At 64.5% G+C, this 24,297-nt stretch carries 21 protein-coding genes, 1 other RNA gene and 3 riboswitches; of the genes, 3 read left to right on the top strand and 19 right to left on the bottom strand.

Going from position 1 to position 24,297, the window contains the following annotated elements:
• Window positions 1-67: 67 nt before the first annotated feature.
• Window positions 68-1,369 (bottom strand): YkvI family membrane protein, encoded by a 1,302-nt coding sequence (locus tag ABD283_RS04685; RefSeq protein WP_344223841.1) that lies wholly within the window; start codon window positions 1,367-1,369, stop codon window positions 68-70.
• A 144-nt stretch (window positions 1,370-1,513) separates the two neighbouring features.
• Here ABD283_RS04685 and ABD283_RS04680 point away from each other — a divergent pair, with 144 nt between their 5' ends.
• Entirely contained in the window at window positions 1,514-2,080 is a 567-nt protein-coding gene (locus ABD283_RS04680) for a hypothetical protein (protein WP_129700919.1), read from the top strand.
• 132 nt (window positions 2,081-2,212) lie between these two features.
• Here ABD283_RS04680 and ABD283_RS04675 read toward each other — a convergent pair whose 3' ends face one another.
• From ABD283_RS04675 to ABD283_RS04660, 4 genes are all read right to left on the bottom strand, one after another.
• Window positions 2,213-2,704, bottom strand: a complete 492-nt coding sequence (locus ABD283_RS04675; protein ID WP_344223840.1) for a CoA-binding protein — start codon at window positions 2,702-2,704, stop codon at window positions 2,213-2,215.
• On the bottom strand, window positions 2,701-4,095 hold the full coding sequence (locus ABD283_RS04670) for an O-acetylhomoserine aminocarboxypropyltransferase/cysteine synthase family protein (RefSeq protein ID WP_344223839.1): 1,395 nt from the start codon (window positions 4,093-4,095) through the stop codon (window positions 2,701-2,703). Before ABD283_RS04670 ends, ABD283_RS04675 begins: the two co-directional genes overlap by 4 nt.
• Window positions 4,096-4,156: 61 nt before the next feature.
• Window positions 4,157-4,254, bottom strand: a riboswitch (SAM riboswitch).
• Between the two features lie 111 nt (window positions 4,255-4,365).
• Window positions 4,366-5,061 carry a 2Fe-2S iron-sulfur cluster-binding protein gene (locus ABD283_RS04665; RefSeq protein ID WP_344223838.1) on the bottom strand — a complete coding sequence of 232 codons (696 nt, stop codon included), beginning with the start codon at window positions 5,059-5,061 and terminating at the stop codon, window positions 4,366-4,368.
• Window positions 5,061-5,864: a succinate dehydrogenase cytochrome b subunit gene (locus tag ABD283_RS04660; protein WP_344223930.1), complete on the bottom strand. Its 804-nt coding sequence runs from the start codon at window positions 5,862-5,864 to the stop codon at window positions 5,061-5,063. The genes ABD283_RS04665 and ABD283_RS04660 overlap by 1 nt, the downstream gene beginning before the upstream one ends.
• Before the next feature lie 178 nt (window positions 5,865-6,042).
• Between ABD283_RS04660 and ABD283_RS04655 the strand changes: the two genes are divergently transcribed.
• Entirely contained in the window at window positions 6,043-6,600 is a 558-nt protein-coding gene (locus tag ABD283_RS04655; protein WP_016996184.1) for a hypothetical protein, read from the top strand.
• A gap of 70 nt (window positions 6,601-6,670) precedes the next feature.
• Here ABD283_RS04655 and ABD283_RS04650 read toward each other — a convergent pair whose 3' ends face one another.
• Together ABD283_RS04650 and ABD283_RS04645 are read right to left on the bottom strand one after the other, a co-directional pair.
• On the bottom strand, window positions 6,671-8,809 hold the full coding sequence (locus tag ABD283_RS04650; RefSeq protein WP_344223837.1) for an AMP-binding protein: 2,139 nt from the start codon (window positions 8,807-8,809) through the stop codon (window positions 6,671-6,673).
• A riboswitch (SAM riboswitch) is annotated at window positions 8,803-8,897 on the bottom strand. (Overlaps the previous gene by 7 nt.)
• A 216-nt stretch (window positions 8,898-9,113) precedes the next feature.
• Entirely contained in the window at window positions 9,114-9,533 is a 420-nt protein-coding gene (locus tag ABD283_RS04645; RefSeq protein ID WP_344223836.1) for a CoA-binding protein, read from the bottom strand.
• Between the two features lie 90 nt (window positions 9,534-9,623).
• Window positions 9,624-9,738: riboswitch (SAM riboswitch) on the top strand.
• Between the two features lie 83 nt (window positions 9,739-9,821).
• Here ABD283_RS04645 and ABD283_RS04640 point away from each other — a divergent pair.
• A complete protein-coding gene (locus tag ABD283_RS04640) occupies window positions 9,822-11,243 on the top strand; it encodes an LLM class flavin-dependent oxidoreductase (RefSeq protein ID WP_344223835.1) in 1,422 nt (473 codons plus the stop codon).
• Window positions 11,244-11,315: 72 nt separating this feature from the next.
• On the opposite strand, the gene cls is transcribed toward ABD283_RS04640, so the two are convergent.
• From cls to ffs, 12 genes are all read right to left on the bottom strand, one after another.
• Window positions 11,316-12,803 carry a cardiolipin synthase gene (gene cls / locus ABD283_RS04635; RefSeq protein WP_344223834.1) on the bottom strand — a complete coding sequence of 496 codons (1,488 nt, stop codon included), beginning with the start codon at window positions 12,801-12,803 and terminating at the stop codon, window positions 11,316-11,318.
• Between the two features lie 12 nt (window positions 12,804-12,815).
• On the bottom strand, window positions 12,816-13,349 hold the full coding sequence (locus ABD283_RS04630; protein ID WP_344223833.1) for a GNAT family N-acetyltransferase: 534 nt from the start codon (window positions 13,347-13,349) through the stop codon (window positions 12,816-12,818).
• A gap of 15 nt (window positions 13,350-13,364) precedes the next feature.
• Window positions 13,365-15,662 (bottom strand): phosphoribosylformylglycinamidine synthase subunit PurL, encoded by a 2,298-nt coding sequence (gene purL, locus ABD283_RS04625; RefSeq protein WP_344223832.1) that lies wholly within the window; start codon window positions 15,660-15,662, stop codon window positions 13,365-13,367.
• 107 nt (window positions 15,663-15,769) lie between these two features.
• Entirely contained in the window at window positions 15,770-16,561 is a 792-nt protein-coding gene (gene purQ, locus ABD283_RS04620; RefSeq protein WP_344223831.1) for a phosphoribosylformylglycinamidine synthase subunit PurQ, read from the bottom strand.
• A 2-nt stretch (window positions 16,562-16,563) separates the two neighbouring features.
• A complete protein-coding gene (purS, locus tag ABD283_RS04615; protein WP_016997403.1) occupies window positions 16,564-16,821 on the bottom strand; it encodes a phosphoribosylformylglycinamidine synthase subunit PurS in 258 nt (85 codons plus the stop codon).
• A gap of 36 nt (window positions 16,822-16,857) precedes the next feature.
• The gene (locus ABD283_RS04610; protein ID WP_344223830.1) at window positions 16,858-17,217 is read right to left on the bottom strand and encodes a Rieske 2Fe-2S domain-containing protein; all 360 of its coding nucleotides are present in this window, start codon (window positions 17,215-17,217) and stop codon (window positions 16,858-16,860) included.
• Window positions 17,214-18,122 (bottom strand): 3-methyladenine DNA glycosylase, encoded by a 909-nt coding sequence (locus tag ABD283_RS04605; protein WP_344223829.1) that lies wholly within the window; start codon window positions 18,120-18,122, stop codon window positions 17,214-17,216. Before ABD283_RS04605 ends, ABD283_RS04610 begins: the two co-directional genes overlap by 4 nt.
• The gene (locus ABD283_RS04600; protein ID WP_344223828.1) at window positions 18,115-18,597 is read right to left on the bottom strand and encodes a MarR family winged helix-turn-helix transcriptional regulator; all 483 of its coding nucleotides are present in this window, start codon (window positions 18,595-18,597) and stop codon (window positions 18,115-18,117) included. Before ABD283_RS04600 ends, ABD283_RS04605 begins: the two co-directional genes overlap by 8 nt.
• Before the next feature lie 103 nt (window positions 18,598-18,700).
• Window positions 18,701-19,987 (bottom strand): aspartate kinase, encoded by a 1,287-nt coding sequence (locus ABD283_RS04595; RefSeq protein ID WP_344223827.1) that lies wholly within the window; start codon window positions 19,985-19,987, stop codon window positions 18,701-18,703.
• Window positions 19,988-20,097: 110 nt separating this feature from the next.
• Window positions 20,098-20,703 carry a recombination mediator RecR gene (gene recR, locus ABD283_RS04590; protein ID WP_344223826.1) on the bottom strand — a complete coding sequence of 202 codons (606 nt, stop codon included), beginning with the start codon at window positions 20,701-20,703 and terminating at the stop codon, window positions 20,098-20,100.
• A 21-nt stretch (window positions 20,704-20,724) separates the two neighbouring features.
• Entirely contained in the window at window positions 20,725-23,895 is a 3,171-nt protein-coding gene (locus ABD283_RS04585; protein ID WP_344223825.1) for a DNA polymerase III subunit gamma and tau, read from the bottom strand.
• 64 nt (window positions 23,896-23,959) lie between these two features.
• Window positions 23,960-24,056, bottom strand: an RNA gene (gene ffs, locus ABD283_RS04580) — signal recognition particle sRNA small type.
• Window positions 24,057-24,297: the final 241 nt, after the last annotated feature.

The following is a 24,297-nucleotide window of genomic DNA, read 5'->3' as shown; positions in this document are numbered from 1 at the left end:
GGCTCCCCATACGAAAGCTCCCCACCACATAGTGGTGGGGAGCTTTTGCTACGGCCGGGGGTTCAGATCAGTGGGAGTCCTTCGAACTTGATGCCGAGGTTCCCGATGAATCCGTGTTGCCGTTCTTACCGTTCTTCTTGCTGAGGCTGCTGACGACCTCTTTGTCGATGGCGCCGGTGATGGTCTCATTGTCAGCGGTCGACTGCTCAGCGGTGTCCTCGAGGCGCTTCTCATGGCCCTCGGGGAAGTCCTTGTCGTCGGACTCCTTCATGGTGAGCAATGCGCGCATCCGATCACGGCGGCTCTCTTCGCCCTCGATCTTCTTGCGGCTGCGGAACCACCAGACCAGCATGACAATCACCATGATCATGCCCACGTAACCAATGGCGGGGTACACGTAGCTCATGAGCGTGCCGAATCCGATGAGGCTGATGAAGTAGCCGACCACGCAGGTGCCCAGGAACACCGGGACGTAACGGTTGCGGTGATTGACGCTGAGACGGCGCCCGAGGGCGTAGAACATGCTGATGCACGTGTTGTAAATCATGATGAACGTCACGAACACCATGCACAGTGCGGCCACGGGGTGGATCGTCTCGAAGAGCTGGAGCATGGGGATGTCCGAGCCCTCAACCGATTCGTAGTTCACCAGCAGGGCCACGGCGTTCATGAGCAACAAGATGGTGTAGACAACGCCGCCCAGGACACCGCCCCATCCTGCGACACGCGGGTTCGTGGTGTTACCGCCGATGACCAGGCTCATGGAGACACCGAGCATCAGGGCCATGCAGGTGTAGTTGATCCCGGACAGCCACCAGGGGGTCACGGGGGAATCGGCCTGCACGGCGAGTTCGCTCACGGAACCGAAGTCCACGGGGAGCTGCATCATGGTGTACACGAACACGACGATCACGGCCACGAAGATCAGTGGTGTGACGGCGGAGATGATGTTGGTGACCTTGTTGACGTTCAACAGGCCGGTGAGCATCACGATGACCACCATGATGGCGGAGCCGATCCATGCGGGCAGCCCGAACTGCTGCTCAAGCGTTGAACCGGCGCCGGCGAGCATCACGAACCCCATGGCGAACAGGGTCAGGGTGACGCTGATGTCCAAGAACTTGGAAGCCACCGGGTGGGAGACCGAGCGGAAAACGGCCCGGTGCTCATCGGCCATGAAGTAACTGCCGATCTGAATGATCACGGCACCGGCCGCGATCATGAGCAGCCCGGAGACCACTGCTCCGGCCAAGCCCCACGTGCCGAAGGAAATGAAGTACTGCACCACTTCTTGACCGGTCGCGAAGCCAGCCCCCACCAGGAGCCCGACAAAGGCCAGAGTGACTTGTAATGTTTTTCTGGCATTCACGGGTGACAACTCCTCGAATTTAGGGAACAAATGGCGAAAATCAGCGAACCTTCCCAGGATAGAGGACTGCATGACAAACGCCACCTGGTGTGATAGGGCGAGTGAGATACTCGGGGCAATAGCTTGCCGAGAAAGGAGAATCGCATGGCGCAGCAATGGGAAGACGACCTCAAGGACTGGGTGGCCGGTTGGGATGCGGTGCGCGGAACCGAAGCACCGCCGCAGAACGTGGTGGCCTGGGACGGTTCAGTCCCTTCAAAGGACGGGCTCGTGTTGGTCTGTCCCGAGGATCAGGTCGTGATGGCCCGCGGCGCCGTGAATGCTCAGGAGAAGGAGGTGCTCTCGCAGGGCATCTTGCTGACGGGTGCGGTTCAGGAGCTGGACCGTGGACTGAGTTTCCCGGGTGAGTCCGGGATGTTCGATGCACCCATGGGGGACGTCACGCGGTTCGAAGTGGACGAATGGGGCAAGCCGGTAGCGCACTCCACGCTGTCTGTGCAGGACGAGGTTGCCTACATGGGCCCGCTGCTCACTGATGCGTCCACCGAACGCGATCCTGCCGAGGTGCTGGACCCGTTGGTCTCGTCCATGGCCAACGAGGCCTTTCTTGCTGATGCCGAGCGTTTGTACACCGTGGTCCCCGAGGACGAAGTTCCCGCCCGCGAGTCCCAGGGCTGGGAACGCGCGGCCGTGGTGTTGCGGTTGGGCTGAGAGCGACGTCGGCAGTTTGCAGCTGGGCCGGAGAACAGCAGGCCCCAGAACCATGTGATCCCGCCTCACTGCAAAGTAACCGTGGTTACTACGCAGTGAGGCGGGATCAATTGGTTGGTCACCCAATGACCGTCAGGCAACCACCTGACGCTTGGCGGAAATCACCCCGGTGTTGAAGCCGGCCAGGTGCAGGCCGCCGTGGAAGCGGGCGTGTTCGATCTTCACGCAGCGATCCATCACGGCGTTGAGCCCGGCGTTCTCGGCGATCGCCGCGGCTTCCTCACTCCACGAGCCCAGCTGCATCCACACGGTCTTGGCGCCGAGGTCCACGGCCTCCTGGGCCACGCCGGGCAGATCGGAGTCCTTGCGGAACGCGTCCACCATGTCCGGGACCTCGGGCAGGTCCGCGAGCGAGGGGTAGATCTTCTGGCCCAGCACCTCGTCCAACACGGGGTTCACGAAGTACACGCGGTACGGGGACGAAGACAGTAGATACGTGGCCACGAAGTAGCTGGCCCGCGCGGGCTTATTGGACATGCCCACGATCGCGATCGACTCGGTGTTGCGCAGGATGTTCAGTCGCTCGGGGGCGCTGGGGCCCACCCAGGTGCGTTCGGTGCTCATGCGTGGACTCCTTCGGCAGCTTTTTCGGACGTGGGTTCGGCGGTGGCCGCTGCGGGCGTCACGGTTTCGACGACGTCGCCCTCGCGGTTGATCCCGGTCGCGGCGGTCAGTGCCTGGTCCAGATCCCACAGGATGTCCGCGGGGTCCTCGAGACCCACGGAAATGCGAATCAGGTCTTCCCTCACGCCGCCGGATTCCAGCTGCTCGGAGGTGAGCTGCTGGTGGGTGGTGGACGCCGGGTGCAGCACCAGGGTGCGGGCGTCACCAATGTTGGCCAGGTGCGAGGCCAGCTGCAGGTTCTCGATGAACCGGCCGCCCACTTCGCGGCCGCTGAGCTGATCGGTGCCGGCTACACCGAAGGCGAACACGGAACCGATGCCCTGGGGCAAGTACTTCTGGGCGCGTTCGTGGTGCGGGTGATCTTCGAGACCCGCGTAGTTCACGTAGCCGATGCGCGGATCGGTGGCCAGCCACTGCACGACCTCTTGCGCGTTCGCCACGTGGGCGTCCATGCGCTGGGGGAGGGTTTCCACTCCCTGCAGCAGGTTCCACGCGGCCTGCGGGGTCAGCGATGGACCGATGTCGCGCAGCTGCTCGGAACGCAGCTTGGTCAGGAAGCCGTACTCACCGAAGTTCCCCCACCAGGTCACGTTGTTGTACGAGGGGACCGGTTCGGTCATGGCAGGGAACTTGCCGTTGCCCCAGTTGAAGCGACCGGCTTCGACCACCACACCGCCCAGGGTGTTGCCGTGGCCGCCCAGGAACTTGGTGACCGAGTGGATCACGATGTCCGCACCGTGCTCGAACGGGCGGCACAGGTACGGGGTGTTGAGCGTGGCGTCCACGATCAGCGGCAGACCGGCCTCGTGGGCGACTTCCGCGAGGCCTTCCAGATCGGCAATTTCACCGGACGGGTTGGCCACGAGCTCGGTGTAAACGGCCTTGGTGTTCTCGGTGATGGCCGCCTTGTAATCGGCGGGATCGGTGCCGGGAACAAAGGTGGTCTCCACACCGAAGCGGCGCAGGGTTACATCCAACTGCGTGACGGTTCCGCCGTAGAGCTGCGAGGAGGCGACCACGTGATCGCCCTGCCCGCACAGCGCGGCAAAGGTGATGAACTCGGCCGCCATGCCGGAGGAGGTTGCTACCGCACCGATACCACCCTCGAGGGACGCGATGCGCTCCTCCAAGGCAGCCACGGTGGGGTTGCCGATGCGCGAGTAGATGTTGCCGTACTTCTGCAGCGCGAAGAGGTTGGCGGCGTCGTCGGCGTCTTTGAAGACGAACGAGCTGGTCTGGTAGATCGGAACGGAACGGGCGCCGTGCTCGGCGTCCGGGGTGCCGCCTGCGTGCAGTGCACGGGTGCGGAAACCGAACTGGTGCTCGGCCATAGGGCTCCTCCTTGTCGGCCGCGTACAGCTCCCGTCCGAACACTGCCCGGGGCCGCGCAGCACTCCATCGGTCCTGGCGGTAGCACCGTGCAGTAGGCCGATCACTGCGGGTTGCTGCGGCGTCTTCGATCCAGGTCTCTCGGCCGCTCGGGATGGTGAGTCCATTGTGTCGCGTGGGTGGCGGCGTTCACAAACCGGGGCCCGCAGGTGACCACGGTGCGAGACGACCGCCGACGCCGCCGCGCGGCGCCTCCCGCGTGGCCACGCTGATTAGGCGTACTTCTCCGGGTTCATCCGGCGGAGATTTTCCCGGGCGACCTCGGTGAGGTTCTCCAGCGGGAGGCCCGCGGGGCAGACCTCCATGCAGTCGCCCAGTAGGGAGCAGGGGCCGAACTCGTGCTCGGCGGCGTCCAGAACTTTGCTCGAGCGCTCGTTGCGCTCCTCCGGGGTCTTGGCCAACGGCGGAAGTTCCTTGAGCAACGTGCCCACGTACAACTGGCCGGAACCGTTGGGGCACGCGGCCACGCACGCCCCGCAGCTGATGCAACCGGCGTTACTCAGGGCCTTGAGCGCGACCGGGAATTTGGCTTCCTTGGCCACTCGGCGCAGAGCCTTCTTGTCCACGGACAGGTCCTTCTTGACCGGGAACGAGCCCGCGCGCATGGGTTCGATGAAGATCTCGTCCCCGTCGCGGTAGGCCCGCAGTGACTGCGTGCACGAGGCCTGGTTCTTGTCCGGGCCGTGGGGCACGCCGTCCACGGTCACGCCGCACTTGCCGCAGATACCTTCGCGGCAGCCGTCGTCAAAGCTGACGGGGTCATCGCCCTGGCGGGTGAGGGTTTCGTTGACGGCATCGAGCAGGTCCAGAATGCTCATGTCCTCGCGAGCCTCGACCGGGCTCACGGCCACGAAATTGCCCTGGTCCTCCGCGGTGGCCTGCCGCCACACGTGCACGGTCAGCAGCATCAGCGCACCACCTTGGCCTGCACGGCCGCGGGGATGGTGACGTTTCCGAGAGCCACAGCGGTGCCCACCAGCTTGGCTACGGCCTCGGTCAGCTGGGCGCGCTGTTCGGTGGTCGTGAAGCCGGCGTCCATGGCGGCCGTGCGCACGCCGTGAATCATGTGGCCGGCCAAGGCCGCCATCGAGGCGGTGTAGAAGAATGCGACGCTCGGGCGGGACAGGCTTGCCACCAGGTTCCCGTAGGCGTCCCCGTGCCGATGCTTCGACGACGCCGCCGGGCGCGCACCCACCGTCAGATCCGCTACGTGGTAGGCCGTGAACAGGCCGAGCACCACGCCCGTGGAGCGCATGGAGCGGGCGATGATCTGGGGGACCGAGCGACGTCGGCCGCGAGGGCGCCTCCGCTGCTTGCCCGTGAGCTGAAGCTTGAAGTCCTGAATCGTGCTCTGCACCGTGTGCCGCTCGGCGCGCATGGCCCGCAGCGTGAGTTCGGTGCCGGCCATGATGTGGCTCGTGGCGCTCGCGAGCAGTCCCACTCGGACGACCCACAGGACCGAATTGCGCGGCAAAACCGGAGCACCCACGGTGCGGAGGAACTCCGCGTACTCGTTGTAGTGCTTCCGGCCCAGATACACCTGCATGTTCCCGGCCATGTGCCCCGCGGTGAACAGACTCAGGATGGTTCCGGACGCGGCCATCGCGAGTTTGAGCTCGGCATTGGTGGCGTCCTTGAACATCACTTCCCACGCGCTGGGCTTGGGAGTGGAGTCGGCAGTGTCCGTCGAGGGCTGAGCGGCGGGATTCATCACTGGATCATCCTAAGAGTTCTGGGCAGAAGTATCAGTTCGAGTGCCCTGGGAAGTAACGAACAACTCGATCCTCATGCGCGCGGGGTGAAATTCCAACGCTCGGGGGAGTCGGTGCCTGCCTTTTCTTCGTAGCCTTAAAGATAAGGAGCAACCAGGCGATGACTAGGAGCGCTGGATGACTGACTCACGTGACGCCCCGCGGGAAAGAACTCGCAACCGAGCCCAGGACCTCGATGGCGATCAACCCATCACGACCTTCAGGGAGCGGCCTCAACCGAACTTTGCGCTGGATCCGTTCCACAGGGTGCTTCTTTTGGTCAGCATGATCTCGGCCGTGGCCCTGCCGGTGTACTTCTTCCTGCGGTATTCGGGTGCCCAGGGAGATTTCGCCCTCCATTACGACTTCACTGGTGACGTGACCCGCGAGGGGTCTTTCCAAGAGGCCGCCATTATCCTCGTGCTGCTGAGTCTGCTGACGATCGGTTGTGGAGTGCTGACGCGATACCCACGGGTCTTCAACTTCCCCGTGACCCTCACCCGGGACAACGTGCAGCGTCAGTACAAGAACGCCGTACAGATGTTGGTGTGGGTGGTTGCCGGTATGGCGGCGGTCCTGGCCATCATGGTGGGAGGCTGGCTCGGGATCCTCAGTGCGGACCTGATGTGGCTGCCGCTCGCGGCCATGGGGATCGTCCTGATCGTGTTCATCCGGCGGATGGTCAAGCTCCGCTGAAATCGTCGGGCCGGCTCAACCCAGCCGGCCCGACGACGCCGCTCAGCGCTTTTCCTTGCTCAGCCCACGTCTATTCGCGCGTCGCCAGGACGTCGGCGATCGCGTCAAGTGCTTCCTCATTCTGCAACGAGGAGCGGTCGCCCAAGGTCTGCCCCTCGTAGAGCTGGGTCAAGAGGCGACGGGTGATCTTCCCCGAACGAGTCTTGGGGAGATCCGGCACGGCGATGACCTCGCGGGGTTTGGCGATCGGGCCGATCTCCTGCGCCACGTGGGCGCGGAGTTCTTCTCGAACCTCATCCGCGGACAGTGACTGTGCCTCCGCAGTGAGTACCACGTAGGCCAGAACGGCGTGTCCGGTGACGGGATCCTTGATGGGGGTCGCACCAGCCTCGACCACGTGCGGGTGAGTCACCAGTGCGGACTCGATCTCGATGGTCGACAACCGGTGCCCGGACACGTTGATCACGTCATCCACGCGGCCCAAGATGTACAGGTCGCCCTCGTCATCGGTGCGTGCGCCGTCACCGGCGAGGAACCAGCCGCGCTCGCCGTAGGCCGACCAGTACGAGGACAGGTAGCGCTGCGGATCGCCCCACACCGTGCGGGCCATGGACGGGCCGATCTTGTCGACCACGGCGAAGCCCTGCAACCCCGCCGGAACTTCCTCACCGGATTCGTCGAGCACGCGCACCGAGATACCAGGGACGGCGCGCGTGGCGCAGCCCGGCTTCAGGGAGGTGTGCGGAGCGGCGTCGTCGAACGTGCCGGGCGGTGCGAACTGCGGATCGTGCGGGCGCGGGGAGGCCACGCACGAGCCTGTCTCGGACTGCCACCAGGTGTCCACAAACGGGACCTCGTCGCGGCCGACCTGCGCTCGCAACCAACGCCACGCCTCGGGATTGATGGATTCGCCCACCGACCCGAGCAAGCGGATGGACGAGAGGTTGTAGACCTGCGGCAGACCTTTGGGGAAGGCCCCCATGAGCGAGCGGATCAGCGTGGGAGCGGTGTAGTAATTGGTCACGCCGTAGCGTTCGATGACCTCGAAATGGCGCCCGTAATCCGGGGTGTTGGGGGTGCCCTCGTAGATCACTTCGGTCACGCCGTTGGCCAGTGGGCCGTAGATCTCGTAGGTGTGCGCGGTGACCCACGCGAGGTCCGCGGTGCACCAGTGAACGGTCGAATCCACCTTGGCCGGGTCGTTCACCGCGGAGAGCTCGTCCGGCCGAAGCACGCCGTTGGCATCGGGCACGTCCGGGAGCAGGTCGAACATGAGGGCGTGCGTATACGCGGTCTGCACCAGATATCCGCCCATCGTGTGCACCAGGCCCTTGGGCTTCCCCGTGGTGCCGGAGGTGTAGATGATGAACAGGGGCGTCTCCGCGTCGAAGGCCTCGGGCACATGCACGTCCGAGACATCCGCGGTCAGCTCGTGCCACCACACGTCACGGCCACGCGTCCAGGGCACAGTGTCCTCTTGCTTGGAACGCAGCCCGCGGGTGCCGCGCGGCAGGTCCATGCGGCCGGGTCGCGAGGTGCGGCGCACCACGATCACGTGCTCGATGTTGTTCTCGCCGCTGCACGCCTGGTCCGCGTTGGTTTTCACGGGAACGACGGCGCCGCGCCGGTTCTGCCCGTCCGTGGTCACCAGGACCTTGGCGCCGGTGTCTTCCACACGGAACTTGAGAGCCTCGGCGGAGAAGCCCCCGAACACGAGGGAGTGGATGGCGCCGATACGCGCGCACGCGAGCGTGATGATGACGGTTTCGGGAATCACCGGGAGGTAGATGACCACGCGGTCGCCCTCTTCCACACCGAGTTTCAGCAGGGCGTTGGCGGCCTTGGAGACCTCGCGCTGCAGGTCCGCGTAGGTGTAGACCAGGCGGTCACCGGGTTCACCCTCGAAGTAGAGGGCCACGTGATTGCCGCGGCCGGCGTCCACATGGCGGTCCACGCAGTTGTAGGAAACGTTGAGCTTGCCGCCCTCGAACCAGGCGATCTCCGGTACCGAGAGGATGTCGTTGCCGGCCTCGTCCGTGCCGATCTTCTGCGGCTTGTCGAAGCGGTGGGTCGTGTGCCACGGCTCGGCCCAGTCCAGACGGGTCGCCTGCTTGGCCCAGAACTCCTCGCGCGCCTCATCCGAGATCAGCGCGGGATTGGGCGTGGGCGAGTAAGGGTCTGAGAAGGAAGTAATCTCGATCAACTCCATCGTCTCCTGGCATTAGCACCTTGCACCGCACGGGTACCGGTTGCTGCGACGTCAACGAGCCAGGTCTCTCGGCCGCTCCGGATGGGAACCGTTCCATTCAACGTCTCGGGAGGGGGCGGTCGCAAATTGAGTCAGCGCGCGGAGCATGAACATTTGTGGCAGAGGTTCGCACGTCAGAAGTGGTAGTGCACATTTTTGGCAAGGGATCGCACTAAACACCGTGCTCCGCGCGCGAACCTCTGCCCAGAATGTCAAAGGCCTGTGGGGGAGACCGTCCTTGCCCGCGTTGACAGAACCGGCGCGCCTACAGAACCCGCGGGGCCTCGATCAGCGGGCAGGTGTTCATGACCACCTTCAACCCGGCGGCCTTCGCCCGTTCGGCGGCAGCCTGGTCGGACACACCAAGCTGCATCCACACGGCCCCGGCCCCAATGTTGATCGCTTGATCCACCACTTCACCCACGCGCTGGGAGTTCACGAAGCAGTCGACCACGTCAACGTGCCCCGGGATGTCCGCGAGCGAGCGGTAGCCGGTCTCGCCGTGCACGTCCTCACCGGCCAGATTGACAGGGATGATCTCCTGACCGAATTCATCACGAATCCGCCGGGACACCGCAAAGGCCGGTCGCGTGCGGTTGGTGGACAGCCCAACAACGGCCCACCGCCCCGGGGTGGTGAGTAGCTCGCGAATCAGGTCCGGATCGTTGACGTGGCGATCACTCATACGACCATCGTCTCACTGTGAATCAGCTCGGTCATCATGTTTCACGGGCCGCCGGAACCGGTGGGGAAACTGTACAGTGGTGCCCAGAACGATCATGAGTTCCGACGCACAGCCCTGGCTTGTCGGACGGCAACCCTCTCCCGTAGCGGGGTGCCCCAGGTGAGGATCGGGCCGCATGGCACACCGCATGCGGCAAGTACGGCGCCACACAAGCGCGCTGGACCCGCAGAGTAGGCCGCCGCAGGTGGTGCACGGGGCGCGGGTCGAGTTCGACCTCAAGGGGCACACATGAGCAAGAAGCGGATTTCCGTGAACGCCTTCGACATGACCTGCGTGGACCACCAGAGCTTCGGCCTGTGGCGTCACCCGCGGTCCAAGGCCACCGAGTACAACACCATTGAATACTGGACCAACCTGGCCAAGACCCTGGAGAAGGGCAAGTTCGACGCCCTGTTCCTGGCGGACGTGGTGGGTATCTACGACATCTACAAGAACTCCGCCGCGCCCTCGGTGGCGGACGGTGCGCAGGTTCCGGTAAACGACCCGTTCATGCAGATCTCCGCCATGGCGGCCGTGACCGAGCACCTGGGCTTTGGCGTAACCAGCGCCGTGACCTACGAGCAGCCCTACACCCTGGCTCGCAAGTACGCGACGCTCGACCACCTGACCAAGGGCCGCGTGGGCTTCAACGTGGTGACTTCCTACTTGCCCTCCGCCGCGGAGAATCAGGGTCTGCCTCGTCAGATCGAGCACGATACCCGCTACGAGATTGCCGAAGAGTTCCTCGACGTCTGCTACAAGCTGTGGGAAGGCTCCTGGGAGGACGGCGCCGTGGTCAAGGACCGCGAGGCCGGCCGCTACGCGGATCCCCAGAAGGTCCACCCGATCCAGCACTCGGGCAAGTACTTCAGCGTTCCGGGCGCCGCTCTCACCGAGCCCTCCCCGCAGCGGACCCCGCTGATCTTCCAAGCGGGCGCATCCTCGCGTGGCCAGGCGTTCGCCGGACGCCACGCGGAGGCCGTGTTTGTGGGAGGTCTGCGCCCAGACCTCACCCGCTATGTCACGGACAAGATCCGCGAGCAGGCCGAGGAGCAGGGTCGCCACCGCGACGACGTCAAGATCTACGCGATGCTCTCCGTGGTCGTGGACGAGACCGAGGAGAAGGCTCAGGAGAAGTACCGGGAGTACCTCTCCTACGTGGACCTTGAGGCGTCCCAGGCGATCATCGGCGGCTGGTCCGGCGTGGATCTGAGCCAGTTCGACGAGGACGAGGCCCTGAACTACATCAAGACCGATTCCATCCAGTCCTTCCTGACCCCGTTCACCCTGCAGTCCAAGGACAAGAAGTGGACCCGCGAGGAGATCGCCAAGCACTGTGCCCTGGGCGGTATGGGTGACGTGATCGTGGGATCGCCGGAATCCGTGGCGGATCAGCTCGAGACGTGGGTCGACGAGGGTGGCCTGGACGGCATCAACCTGGCCTACCACGTGAGCCCCGGTTCCTTCGAGGACTTCGTGGAGTTCGTGGTCCCGGAGCTGCAGAAGCGTGGCCGCTACCGCACCGACTACGAGGGTTCCACCCTGCGGGAGTCCCTCTACGGCGCCGGTCAGTCCCAGGTCATGGACACCCACCCGGCCGCGCAGTATCGCGGTGCGTACGCCGACAAGCCGTCCGTCGCGGACACCGCCGCTCGCGAGTTGGTGGGCTAACAGCCCCTCTGCCCACGACGCCGCTGTCGCGACCTTTTCGAACGAAAGGTCGCGACAGCGGCGTCGTGGCCGTTAAAGCAAAGCCGAAGTGAGGCGACAGACGTTCTCTACATACTTCTGCAGCAGGGGGCGCTTGTTCCACGCCTCGAGGTTCAGCACGGTTGAGGATGCCTTGAACTCATCGACCACATTTTCCATTCGTACATGGAAATGCTGATCCACGATCATGACGGAGACTTCCAGGTCCAGAGCGAAGGACCGCTCGTCCATGTTGGAGGAACCGATCACACTGATCAGGTCGTCCACGAGCACGAACTTGGCGTGCAGCACGGTGGGGGAGCTGTAGCGGTAGATCTTGACCCCGGCCTCCGCCAACTCGGCATAGTAGGAGTTCTGGGCATGGTGGGCCAGGAAATGATCCGAGGACTCACCCACGAAGATCTCCACCTCCACCCCGGACTGCGCCTCAGTGGTGAGCGCGTGCAGCAGGGACTCATCCGGTACGAAGTACGGGCTGGAGATCACCACGCGCCGGTTGGCGTTGTAGATGAGGTGGTTGAACAGCCGCAGGTTGTTCTCAGTCTCGAACCCCGGCCCGGACGGTACCACCTGCGCATACACCGGGCCCTCCACATCAGTGAGAACCTCGGTGGCCTCATCCAGGAGCAGGTCGTCGGTTTCCGAGTACCAGTCCGAGACGAACACCGCGTTGAGCTCGGAGACCACGGCCCCGGAACAGCGGATCATCAGATCCTTCCACTCCAGGCCGCGGCGAAGGTTCTTCTTCTTGTTGTACGAGCGGTGAATGATGTTCTGCGAACCGGTGTAGGCGATCGAGCCGTCCACCACCAGGATCTTGCGGTGGTTGCGCAGGTCCGGGCGCTGCCACTCGCCTCGCCACGGGCGGATCGGCAGCATGCGCCGCCAGGGAATACCAGAGGCGTTGAAGCGACGGGCCAATTCCGCGTAACCGGGGTAACCGAGCGATCCCACGTGGTCGATGAGGATGCGCACCCGCACCCCACGTTCATGGGCTCGCACGAGGGAGTCCAGGAGCACCGTGGACACCGGGTCCGTGGCCACGATGTAGAACTCGAAGTGCACGTAATCCGTGGCACGGTCCACGTCGTGAGCCATTCGCTCCATGGATTCGTGGTTGTCCGTGAGGATGTCAAAGTCATTGCCACCCACCATGGGTAGCGCGCCCAATCGGTAGTTCAGCTTGGCGGTCGTGGTGACCCACTCGGGCAGGTCATGGAACTCCTCGCCCAGGGAGAAGTCCTCCGGGGTGTTCTCCCGGATGATGTCGTTCATCTTGGCCTGCTTCTCCATCCGCTTCCGCGGCAGACGGGAAGAGCCGATGATGAGGAACAACAACAGGCCCACAAAGGGGAAAACGGTCAGACCCAGTAGCCACGCAAGTGCGACGGAGGGCCTACGGCGATGCGGGATCCAGCCGAGCGCTACCACTGTGATCGTGAAATCCAGGACGCCCAGGGCAATCAGAATCCATTCCGGATAGGTATCCGGGAGTAAGGCATACGGGGTCCATGGGTACATCAGGTCACTAACTCAGTTGCTCCGAGGTGTCTCCGGGCGCGCGTACACGTAAGCGGATTCGGACCCGCCGCACGGACGTTCGGTGAAACCGTTGTCGAGCAGCAGCTTGGAAGCGGGCCCATTACCCCACGGGACGGAGGCGTTCACCGCAGTGACCTCGGGATTCTGGAAGGCCAATTCCAGGAGGTGGGGCAGAACCTCGCCCCCGTACCCCTGGTTCTGACGCGCGGGCACTATGGAGCCAACCACCTCGAGTTCGTGGTCAATGGGCGGGCCCACGAAACCAGCCATGCCGATGATCTGTTCAGAGGCCGCATCCACTATCGCGAACATCGAGAACATGGTCTCGGTGAAGAAATAGCTGCCGGCCTCCAACGCAGTTTGGGCCCAGTCCCGATCCTCGGGGGTCGGGAACCCCGGGGCGAACTGTGGCAGGTCCGTTGAGTCCGCAATTGCCTCGAGCTCTTCCGGGACGAACGGACGCAGCAGGAGGCGCTCGGTACGAATCGGTCGTTCCGGCCTGAGCTCGTCGAGAACCTCGGTCATATCTCTATCCTTCGATCAACCAAAATACTTGGGTAGCGTGGCGCTGTGGGCCTCTCGCAAGGCCTCCAGGTCCACGGAGAACTCGCCCTGAACATCCAGGGCTCCGGACTCCGCATCCACCACTCCGATGCGCGCAAACGGGTAGTGGCGCACGGCGCACATGTCCTTGAAACGCACCTCCTCCGAACGAGGGACGGCCACCACGGTTCGGCCCTGGGACTCGGAGAACAACAGGGTGAACGTGTCCACACCATCCCGATCAGCTACTTCCCCCAGACCGATCCGTGCACCCACGCCAAAGCGCAGGGCCATCTCCGACAGGGTCGCGGCCAAGCCACCCTCGGACACATCGTGTGCCGCGTCGATCATGCCGTCGCGCGACATGTTGACGAGCATGTCCCCCAGGGTACGCTCCTTCTTCAAGTCCACCTTGGGAGGCTGTCCTCCCAGGTGGCCGCGTACGCGGGCCCATTCGGAGCCGTCCAGCTCGTCCGCGGTCTCGCCCAGCAGGTAAATGGCCTGACCGTCCTCGCGCCACCCGGAAGGGGTGCGGCGAGCGACGTCGTCGAGAACCCCCATCAGCGCGACCACCGGGGTGGGATTGATGGCGACGCCGCCGGTCTGGTTGTAGAGCGAGACGTTGCCGCCCGTGACGGGCACGCCCAGTTCTTGGCAGCCGTCGGACAGGCCGCGCACGGCCTCGGCGAACTGCCACATGATGTCCGGGTCCTCGGGGGAGCCGAAGTTCAGGCAGTCCGAGACGGCTGCGGGGCGGGCGCCGGCGGTCGTCACGTTGCGGTAAGCCTGGGCGAGCGCGAGCTGTGCGCCGGCGTACGGGTCGAGGCGGGTGTAGCGGCCGTTGCAGTCGGTGGACAGGGCCACGCCCAGCCCGGTTTCCTGGTCCACGCGGATCACTCCGGCGTCATCCGGCATGGCCATGGCGGTGTTGCCCTGCACGTAACGGTCGTACTGGCTGGTGACCCAGTCCTTGGAGCACAGGTTGGGCGAGGCCATCAGTTCGAGCACTGCTTGTCGTAGCTCGGCTCCGGAGGGACGGGATGCGTCCTCGGGTGAGCCCGTGAAGTGGTTGGCCTGCAACTGGTCCTGGGACTCGGGGCGGGCGTAGGGACGTTCGTAGACCGGGCCGTCGTGGGCCACGGTGCGCGGATCCACGTCCACGATCACTTCGCCCTGGTAGTCGATGACCAGCCGGCCCGTGTCCGTGACCTCACCGATCCAGGAGTACTCCACATCCCACTTGGCCATGACCGCTTCGAAGGCCTCGACCTTCTCCGGGGTCACCACGGCCATCATGCGTTCCTGGGACTCGGACATCAGGATCTCACCCGGGGTCAGGGTGGGATCGCGCAACAGCACCTTGGTCAGGTCCACGCGCATGCCGCCGTCACCGTTGGAGGCCAGCTCGGAGGTCGCGCAGGAAATGCCGGCCGCACCGAGGTCCTGGATGCCCTCCACCAGCGAGCCCTTGAACAGCTCCAGGCAGCACTCGATCAGGATCTTCTCCGCGAACGGGTCACCCACCTGCACGGCCGGACGCTTGGAGGGCTTGGAATCGTCGAAGGACTCGGAGGCCAGCACGGAGGCGCCGCCGATGCCGTCGCCGCCGGTGCGCGCACCGAACAGCACCACCTTGTTGCCGGTGCCGGACGCGTTGGCCAGGCGGATGTCCTCGTGGCGCATGACGCCAACGGCCAACGCGTTGACCAAAGGGTTGCCCTGGTAGCAGGGGTCGAACTCTACCTCACCGCCAATATTGGGCAGACCCAGCGAGTTGCCGTAGCCGCCCACACCGGCCACCACGCCGTGCACCACGCGCTGAGTGTCCGGGTGGTCGATAGCGCCGAAACGCAGAGGATCCATCACGGCCACCGGGCGGGCGCCCATGGAAATGATGTCGCGGACAATGCCGCCCACACCGGTTGCCGCACCCTGGTAGGGCTCCACGAAGGACGGGTGGTTGTGGGACTCGATCTTGAAGGTCACGGCCCAGCCGTCACCGATGTCCGTGACACCGGCGTTCTCGCCGATGCCCACCATGAGGTCCTTGCGCATCTCGTCCGTGACCTTGTCACCGAACTGGCGCAGGTGCACCTTGGTGGACTTGTACGAGCAGTGCTCGGACCACATGACCGAGTACATGGCCAGTTCCGCGGCGGTGGGGCGGCGGCCCAGGATCTCCTTGACCCGTTCGAACTCGGATTCGGTCAACCCCAGTTCGGCCCAGGGCAGTTCGATGTCCGGGGTGGAGGAGGCGTGTTCGACGGTGTCCAGGTTGAAGTGAGTTTCGCTCATGTCGGTTACGAGAATCCCTTGCCGTGGTGGTGGGCGCGTACGGTGCCTTCCCGGCGCTCACGCGAGAATGTCGGATAGTGAAAGCGGGCAGCTAAGCCCGCGGGGCGTCAGCGGGTCAGGCGTTCCAGGACGGACACGAAGATGTCCAGGCCGTCGGTGCCGTGGCGCATGTCCACGTCACCGGCGCCGGAGAAGTCCGCGCCGAAACCGGGTTCCACCGCGTGCTCCGGGTGGGGCATGAGTCCCACCACGTTGCCGCGGGCGTTGGTAATCCCCGCAATGTCATTGCGTGAGCCGTTGGGGTTGCCGCCCACGTAACGGAAGGCCACGCGGTTCTCGGCTTCGAGTTCGTCCAGGGTGCGCTGATCGGCCACGTACTGGCCATCCTGGTTCTTCAGCGGTACCACGATGGTCTGGCCCTGCTCGTAGCGAGCGGTCCAGGCCGTCTCCGCGTTCTCGATGCGCAGGCCCTGATCACGGCAAATGAACTTCAACTGCTCGTTCTTGATCATGGAGCCGGGCAGCAGGTGCGATTCGGTGAGCACCTGGAAACCGTTGCAAATGCCGAGAACGGGCAGAGCGGCGTCGGAATTGGCCGCGTCAATGATCTTGTCCATGAGCGGCGCGAAACGCGCGATGGCGCCGGCACGCAGGTAGTCCCCGTAGGAGAAGCCACCCGGCAGGATCACCGCATCAACGTTCTGCAGATCTTCGTCCGCGTACCAGAGGGGCACGGCGGTGCCACCGGCAATTTCAACGGCCCGCATGGCATCGCGGTCGTCCAGGGTGCCCGGGAAGGTGACCACACCAACGCGCACGTCCTGCAACGCGGCATTGGGTGCAGGCTGGGACAGATCCGCGATCAGGGGGGTCTGTTCGGCGGTCAAATTCTGGGCCACGATCAGTTCTCCTGGTCCAGCACCGAAACGTTCACGACGTCCTCGATGACCGGGTTGGACAACAGCTTCTCGGCAGCCTCGCGGGCCTGGGCGAGAACCTCGTCCGTTGCTTCACCATCCACGGTGAGTTCGAAGCGACGGCCCTGACGGACCTCGCTGAAACCATCCAGCCCGATACGGGGCAGTTCGTTGGCGATCGCCTTGCCCTGCGGGTCAAGGATTTCCGGCTTGGGCATAACATCAACCACGATACGGGCCATTACAACTCCTGAGATTCGAGCTAATCCTTGCCCATCCTATCGGTCCGGGGTCAGGTCCACCTCTACCGTGGCGTCGGTCACGCGGCACGGGAACTCCCGCAGGTTCCTCTCGGGGTCCGGCGGAGGGGTGCGCCCGGCTGCCAGTGCAATGCGCGAGCCCATGAAAGTCCCGTCCAAGCCGAAGACCCAGTAGTGATTGGGACACTCCACGGTGGTCTCACCGACCTGGGATTCGCGGCACACCGTAGCGGCCTGGTGCGGGCATTGGTTCTCGAAGGCCCGCACGGTTCCGCTTTCATCCCGAGTGATGAGCAGCCCGGTTCCGTCAACGCGCGCGGGGACCGCGGTGTTCGCCTCGGTCAGTTCGGCCGCCTTCACGGCCGGCTGCCAGCTCACGCGTCCACTTCCAATAAGTGTTCCGTGACGCTCAAGAGGCGCTGGCGCAGATCCTCCGACCTGGCCGCGAACGCTCGCTGGCGGCGCACGTACTCGGCCTTGCCCTCTGGGGTCTCGATGCGCACCGGCTGGTAACCCCACTCGCTCAGTTCGTACGGGGAGGCCTCCATGTCCGTGCGGCGCACATCCCACGCCAACTCGAAGCAATCGGCCAGCAGGTCAGAATCCACGGCGGGCAACAGTTTGTACGCCCACTTGTAGAGGTCCATGTTCGCGTGCAGGCAGCCGGGTTGTTCCATGCGCCGCTGGGCCTCACGCGTGGGTTGTAGTTCATTGCGGTCCACGGCCTGGGGCTGGAAGAACCGGAACGCGTCGAAGTGGGAGCAGCGGATCTTGTGCGATTCCACCACCCGGTCGGTACCTTCCGCACCCAACCTGAGCCCCACGTACTCGTGACGCACACCGTTCTCCTGTGCCTTGTACGCCATGGCCCATTCGTGCAGGCCGAAGCAATCGAACGTGCCGGTCTTAGCCACGGTGTTGGACAGTAGTTCCCGGATGAAACGAATGGCGGTCTCGCGTTTGGCCACAAAACGTTCACGATCCACCACGACGCCGCTCGCGCCCTCGGGTGCACCCGCCTCCCTGAGTTCAGCCTCCGTGGCGGGGCGGTAGAACTTCCAGTCCGCTCGGTCCTGGGCATCCAGCAGGATCGTTTCGAATCCGGGGTGCCACCGTGTGAACTGGGCGGGGGAGAGCGTGTAGTACGTGAACAGGAAATCTTCCACGGGGTGCTTACGCCCCTCGTGCCTACGGTTCAAGAACGGTTTGGTAAAACCGGAAATGCGCTGTTCGTGTGCTCGGGACGCTGCCAGCCATTCCTCACGGAACAGGGCTTCAGGCACGCGAGGCCTCTTCTGCCTGGGTGATCATGTGCCGCATGGAGTCGTTGAGTTCCCTGACCTGTTCCGGAGTCACTCCCATGCGATCCATCATGATGACCGGCACGTCCGCGGCCTTCTCCCGGAGCGCCTCGCCCTCGTCCGTGAGGGTGACGGCCAGGGCTCGTTCATTCTTGGGATCCCTACCTCGGCGGATCAGGCCGCGTGCTTCGAGCCGTTTCAGCAGCGGCGACAGCGTGGCGGAATCCTGCATGAGTTCCGAGCTCAGATCTTTCACGGTGCGGGGGCTGGAACCCCACAGCGACAGCATCACCAGGTACTGCGGGTGGGTCAGGCCAAGCGGTTCGAGAATCGGGCGGTAGCTCTGGACCACCATGCGCGAAGCCACTGACAGAGAAAAACAGAGCTGGTTCCCCAGAGCCAGCGGATCATGCGCAGCGTTCTCGGAAAAGGTCTCATCACCTGCTTGGCCGTTCATATGTACCTCTCCAACGTCTCCGTCATGAGTGATGATTTGTGCACTAAAAGTGTAGGTCACGGGCTACTTGGATGGCAGCCCGTGACCGGAAAAACTGAAACGCTCAGCGACCGGTGCCCCCGTACACGGTGGCCTCGTTGTCCGCGTCCAAACCGAATGCGGTGTGGATCGCCCGCACGGCGGCGTCCAATTTGCTGACATCGGTGATCACAGAGATACGCACCTCAGAGGTGGAGATCATGTCCACGTTGATGTCCGCGTTGGCCAGGGCCTCGAAGAACTTGAACGACACTCCCGTGTTCGTCTTCATCCCCGCACCGACCAGGGAAATCTTACCCACCTGGTCGTCGTAATCGAGACTCGTGTAACCGATCTTCTCTTCTGCGGCGCGCAGCAGATTCATGGCCAAATCGCCCTGGGACTCGTCCAGGGTGAAGGAGAGGTCGGTCATGGGACGATCGCCGGTGGAGACGTTCTGAACGATCATGTCCACGTTGACCTTGGAGTCCGCGAGCAGACGGAAGATGCGGGAAGCGATTCCGGGGCGGTCCGGGACCCCCACCACGGTGATCTTGGCCTGGGTGCGGTCGTGTGCGATCCCGGAAATCAGCGGCTGTTCCAAGGGAATCTCCTTCTGCGGCGTGAAGTTTTCGTGGGGCGTGGGCATGACCCAGGTGCCCTCGTTGTGGCTGAACGACGAACGGACGTGCAAGGGCACATTGAAGCGGCGGGCATATTCCACGCAACGCAAATGCAGGATCTTGGCGCCGTTGGCCGCGAGTTCCAGCATTTCTTCGGAGGAAACGCGGTCCAGCTTCTGCGCCGAGGGAACAATGCGCGGGTCAGCCGTGTACACGCCGTCCACGTCCGAGTAGATCTCGCACACGTCAGCGTTGAGCGCGGCCGCAAGCGCGACCGCAGTGGTGTCAGAACCACCGCGGCCCAGCGTGGTGATGTCCTTGGTGGAACGGTGCACGCCTTGGAACCCGGCGATGATCGCGATGTTTCCCGCGTCCAGTGCCTCGCGGACGCGGAGGGGATTGACCTCCACGAGCTTGGCGGCACCGTGGTCACCGTCGGTGATCATGCCGGCCTGAGAACCGGTGAAAGACTGGGCGGGTACGCCGATCTCGGAGGTGGCCATGGCCAGCAAGGCCATGGAAATGCGTTCTCCAGCCGTCAGGAGCATGTCCAGCTCGCGGGCGGGTGGCTTGCGGGTGACCTCGTTGGCCAGATCCAGCAGGTCATCGGTGGTGTCACCCATGGCGGAGACAACCACCACGACATCGTTGCCGGCGTTGCGGGTCTCTGCGACCCGGCGGGCAACTCGGCGGATTCCATCGGCATCAGAAACCGAGGAACCACCGAACTTTTGGACAATGAGGCTCATACATTCCTCTCGGACTGCGCAAGAATCACGCGATCAAGTGGTTTGGCGTCCATGCTAACTGTTCACACAACCATGATCGTTCCGGAGTCCAATGAGGCGCGGCTGAGGTGTTAGTTCGCTTCCGCGATGACCGTGCGCCCTTCGAAGGCCCGGCCGAGAGTGACCTCGTCCGCGTACTCCAGGTCGCCGCCCACGGGGAGGCCGGAAGCCAACCGGGTCACGCGGATGCCCAGGGCCTTGAGCATCCGGGACAGGTACGTGGCCGTGGCTTCACCCTCCAGGTTGGGGTCCGTGGCCAGCACAATCTCCTGGATGGTTTCGTCCGACAACCGCGTCATGAGTTCGCGGATTCGCAGTTGATCGGGGCCCACGCCCTGGAGGGGCGAAATAGCGCCGCCGAGCACATGGTAGAGCCCGCGGTAACTGCGGGTGCGTTCAATGGCCATGACGTCCTTGGACTCCTCGACCACGCAGATCACGGTGCGGTCGCGGCGGGCGTCGCGGCAGATCGCGCATTCTTCCTGCTCGGTCACGTTGCCGCAGACCTGGCAGAAGGACACGGACGTTTTGACTGTGGTGATGGCGTCCACGAGCTGCTGAACTTCGTCCTTGTCCGCGTCGAGCAAGTGGAAGGCAATGCGCTGTGCAGATTTGGGTCCTACACCCGGGAGCCTTCCCAGCTCATCAATGAGATCTTGGACCGCGCCTTCGTACACAGTTCTCCTTGGGGGATTCGGTTAGTTCGCTTGGTGGGGGCGCTCTTCAATGAGCAAGCCCCCCAGGATTCGTTCAATGGCCGCGCGCCCGTACACGGTGGAATCCTCAATGGACTCGTCATCCGCACTGGGCGAGAAGTTCTCATCCTCGCTGGTGTCCGATGAGTCAGCGGGCTGCTGTGCTGTTGGACGTTGCCGGGCCGCTGCGATTTCTGCCGCGTGGCGTTCCCGGAAGCTGGGCCGCTGACCACGCGGGCCGCCGGATTGGGCGGGTGCCTTCTCGGGTGCTTTCTCGGATGAACCGCCCGGGCGGCGATCCGATGTCTCATACAGGTCGGCGGGCGGCTCGTCCTCCGGCGGAGGCGGGGGTTCGTTGGGAGTCCAGTATTCGTTACTGGGTTCCGGGGCGTACGAGGAGGTCTGAGCAGCCTGCGGACGTGCAGACTCTGCTTCGGGGGCCTGAGCCGGCCGGTCGGATTCAGCGACCGGTTCTGAAGCGTCCGGGCCGCTGTCCGGGGTACGCGATTGCCCGAGGCTGTTGGCCGGCGCAGATTCGGACTCAGCGTCCTCCTCAGTGGTGTCCGGGTCCGTCTCCGGGCAAGCGGTGGCGCTGCGGTCGCCGGGCTCGGTGTCCGCGACGTCTTGGCCCTGCCCGATCGTGAAATCTGAAGGCGTGAGTGTGGCCGGGTCCGAGGAGGCGGCCGTGGATTCCTCCGAATCCGTATCGACCTCAGTTGTTCCTGAAGGATCTGCAGGCTTTGCCTCAGCTCCATCCGCATGGGTCGGAGCGGATGATTCGGCGGGCCCACCCTGCGGGATTTTCGCCACTGACCACGAGGTCACGGGTTCATCAGGAGAGGGCTCCGGCTCGGGCTCCGGAGTTTCCTCACGGGGCTGCTGATCCTCGTGAGCTGGGCGCCGGCGTTGCGCGCCGAAGCCCTCCTGTTCGCGGAAGTAGACGGGTGGCTCATTATTGGACTGTCGTTCTGCGCTGCCCTGGGCAGGCTCCTGAGCACGGTGATCCTGGCTGCCGCGAGCTTGACCGTCAGTTCCTTGGCGAGCCTGGGCCGGCCCGTTGCTGTCCTGCCCGCCTCCATAGGTGGAACGGCCGGAACGATCACCGCCCTGGTCGCTTCCGCGCGCTGGCCCTCCGGGGCCACCGCTGCCACGGCCTTGACCTCCACCGCGCGTGGGACCACCGGGTTCGTTCCCGCCCGGGGCGCCGCCGCGAGTGGGGCCACCCGAAGCGCCGCCGCTCTGGCCGCCGCCGTGAGTGTCACCGGGGCGTACTGCCTCGATGCGGCAGTCGATACCGAGTACGGAGTGGATGGCCGCACGAACATCGTTCTCGAAGCGCGGGAAGTTCAGCAGATCCCCCTCGGCATCGAAGGCAATGCGGAGGGTCTGACCGTCGAACGACACGGGGGTGCCGCGCATCGTGACCGTCCATGCCACGCGGCGGATCTCGGCCAGTGCGGAAACAATTTCCGGCCAGGATGCCCGCAACAGTTCGATCTCGCCGCCCTGGTCGGCGGAGGTATGAGTCTCCGGGCTCTGAGCCGGGGCAGTTTGGCCACCACGGGTTTCGCCGGTACCGCGGGGCGCCCCTGATGGGGCGGCACTTTGGTTTCGGCCAGGTTCCTCCGAATCAGGGCGTGCCGGAGTGGTGTCCCGGTGTTCCGGCCCGTGATCGACCGAACCATTGTCGTGAGCCGCGTCCGGTTCCCCCTGGCCGGTCCGACCGTCCGCGGGCGGGGTGCCGTTGGCCCTCTCACGTTCGGGCTCCGGAACCGGGCTAGCGGCAGCCGGGTGCGACGTTCCTTCAGGTTCTTCGGTGCCGTCCTGAGGATCCGTGGGTTCCTCCACGGTGGGGGCGTTCATCCCCGCCGACGGCGGAGCCGAAGGAGGTGTGGCTTCCGGCTGGGCCACGCGCTCAGGCGCGCTGGGACGCTGTGGTGCGGGAGCGGCGTCGTCGCCAGCGGAAAGCTGGTCGGTCTCGGGGGCGCCCTGGCGGATTCCGGCACCCCGGGGGATGCTGAGGCGGCGCTCGAGACGGTCCACGCGGGCCGTGATGCCGCGCGTGGTGTGGTCGGCGGAGGGCAGGAGGATGCGTGCGCACAACAATTCGAGGTGAAGCTGCGGGGAGGTGGCCCCGGTCATCTCGTTGAGCGCGGTGTTCGTGATGTCCGCGGCGCGAGAGAGCTCCGCGGCCCCGAGCTGGGTGGCCTGATTGCGCAACCGATTGATCTGGTCGGTGGGCATGCCGTGCAAGATGTTCGCGGCAGAATCCGGCACCGCGTTGACCACCACCAGGTCGCGGAAACGTTCCAGCAGGTCTTCCACGAATCGGCGCGGGTCTTGGCCGGTTTGAACCACACGGTCGATTGAGCTGAACACGGTGGCGGCGTCACCGGCGGCAAAGGCATCCACGACGTCATCGAGCAAGGCCGCGTGCGTGTAGCCGAGCAGCGCCACCGCGAGGTCGTACGTCATGCCGCGATCATCAGAACCGGCCATGAGCTGGTCGAGCACGGAGAGGGAGTCGCGCACCGAACCGCCGCCGGCACGGACCACCAGGGACAGCACGCCGGGCTCCGTGGCCACGTGCTCCTGCTCGCTCAATTGTTCCAAGTACTGCATGAGAGGCTCCGGCGGGACCAGCCGGAACGGGTAGTGGTGCGTGCGCGAGCGAATGGTGGTGAGCACCTTGGAGGGCTCGGTGGTCGCGAAGATGAACTTCACGTGCTCCGGGGGCTCCTCCACGATCTTCAGGAGAGCATTGAAGCCTTCGCGCGTGACCATGTGGGCCTCGTCGATGATGAAGATCTTGTAGCGATCCCGGACCGGGGCGAAGGTGGCCCGTTCGCGCAGGTCGCGCGCGTGATCCACGCCGCCGTGAGAGGCAGCGTCCATCTCGATGACATCCAAGGAGCCAGCGCCGTCTCGGGAGAGATCCCGGCAGGAATCACAATGACCGCACGGCGTGGCCGTGGGGCCTTCGGCGCAATTGAGACAGCGCGCCAGAATACGAGCCGACGTGGTCTTGCCGCAACCGCGTGGGCCGGAGAACAAATACGCGTGATTGACCCTGTTCTTGCGCAGGGCAGTCATGAGGGGCTCGGTCACATGTTCCTGACCGATGACATCCTCGAAGGTCTCCGGGCGATAGCGGCGGTACAGGGCGGTAGTCACGTATGAAACCTTAGCCGCGGTCACCGACAGGCACAGCGCGACCGCACGGTTGGGGAGTTAGAGACGAAAAGACCCCTCGCGCACCCGCCAGAGCCCATTTACCCTTGCTACCTTCCGGTCCTGGGGGAGTTCAACAGGATGACGCCACGCGAGGGGCTGCCCATTACTTTAGCTCAACTGCGGGCAGAGTTCGAAACCGATCGGGTGGCCGCTTCACGCCCCCGCGAAATTGATGAACAGCTGGGTGAATCGCGCCTCGAGGGGCCACTTCGTGGCCCGGTGAGTGGCTCGCGTGCCAACGGTTGAACACTTCCGTGACCTGCTCAAATATCGGGCTCTTCAGAGTTGAGTGTGGGGTGAGGCGTCGAGTCCACCGGTGATGAGGAGCATGCGGAGGCGGTA

Source organism: Kocuria atrinae, from assembly GCF_039531425.1.
Classification (GTDB): domain Bacteria; phylum Actinomycetota; class Actinomycetes; order Actinomycetales; family Micrococcaceae; genus Kocuria; species Kocuria atrinae.
This window is presented reverse-complemented; position numbering and strand designations above follow the sequence as displayed.

What these genes read in the sequence shown, in the direction of transcription:
- ABD283_RS04680 (WP_129700919.1), top strand. Translation starts at nt 1,514, where the DNA reads ATGGCGCAGCAATGGGAAGACGACCTCAAGGACTGGGTGGCCGGTTGG.
- ABD283_RS04675 (WP_344223840.1), bottom strand. Translation starts at nt 2,704, where the DNA reads ATGAGCACCGAACGCACCTGGGTGGGCCCCAGCGCCCCCGAGCGACTG.
- ABD283_RS04670 (WP_344223839.1), bottom strand. Translation starts at nt 4,095, where the DNA reads ATGGCCGAGCACCAGTTCGGTTTCCGCACCCGTGCACTGCACGCAGGC.
- ABD283_RS04665 (WP_344223838.1), bottom strand. Translation starts at nt 5,061, where the DNA reads ATGCTGCTGACCGTGCACGTGTGGCGGCAGGCCACCGCGGAGGACCAG.
- ABD283_RS04660 (WP_344223930.1), bottom strand. Translation starts at nt 5,864, where the DNA reads ATGAATCCCGCCGCTCAGCCCTCGACGGACACTGCCGACTCCACTCCC.
- ABD283_RS04655 (WP_016996184.1), top strand. Translation starts at nt 6,043, where the DNA reads ATGACTGACTCACGTGACGCCCCGCGGGAAAGAACTCGCAACCGAGCC.
- ABD283_RS04650 (WP_344223837.1), bottom strand. Translation starts at nt 8,809, where the DNA reads ATGGAGTTGATCGAGATTACTTCCTTCTCAGACCCTTACTCGCCCACG.
- ABD283_RS04645 (WP_344223836.1), bottom strand. Translation starts at nt 9,533, where the DNA reads ATGAGTGATCGCCACGTCAACGATCCGGACCTGATTCGCGAGCTACTC.
- ABD283_RS04640 (WP_344223835.1), top strand. Translation starts at nt 9,822, where the DNA reads ATGAGCAAGAAGCGGATTTCCGTGAACGCCTTCGACATGACCTGCGTG.
- cls (WP_344223834.1), bottom strand. Translation starts at nt 12,803, where the DNA reads ATGTACCCATGGACCCCGTATGCCTTACTCCCGGATACCTATCCGGAA.
- ABD283_RS04630 (WP_344223833.1), bottom strand. Translation starts at nt 13,349, where the DNA reads ATGACCGAGGTTCTCGACGAGCTCAGGCCGGAACGACCGATTCGTACC.
- purL (WP_344223832.1), bottom strand. Translation starts at nt 15,662, where the DNA reads ATGAGCGAAACTCACTTCAACCTGGACACCGTCGAACACGCCTCCTCC.
- purS (WP_016997403.1), bottom strand. Translation starts at nt 16,821, where the DNA reads ATGGCCCGTATCGTGGTTGATGTTATGCCCAAGCCGGAAATCCTTGAC.
- ABD283_RS04600 (WP_344223828.1), bottom strand. Translation starts at nt 18,597, where the DNA reads ATGAACGGCCAAGCAGGTGATGAGACCTTTTCCGAGAACGCTGCGCAT.
- ABD283_RS04595 (WP_344223827.1), bottom strand. Translation starts at nt 19,987, where the DNA reads ATGAGCCTCATTGTCCAAAAGTTCGGTGGTTCCTCGGTTTCTGATGCC.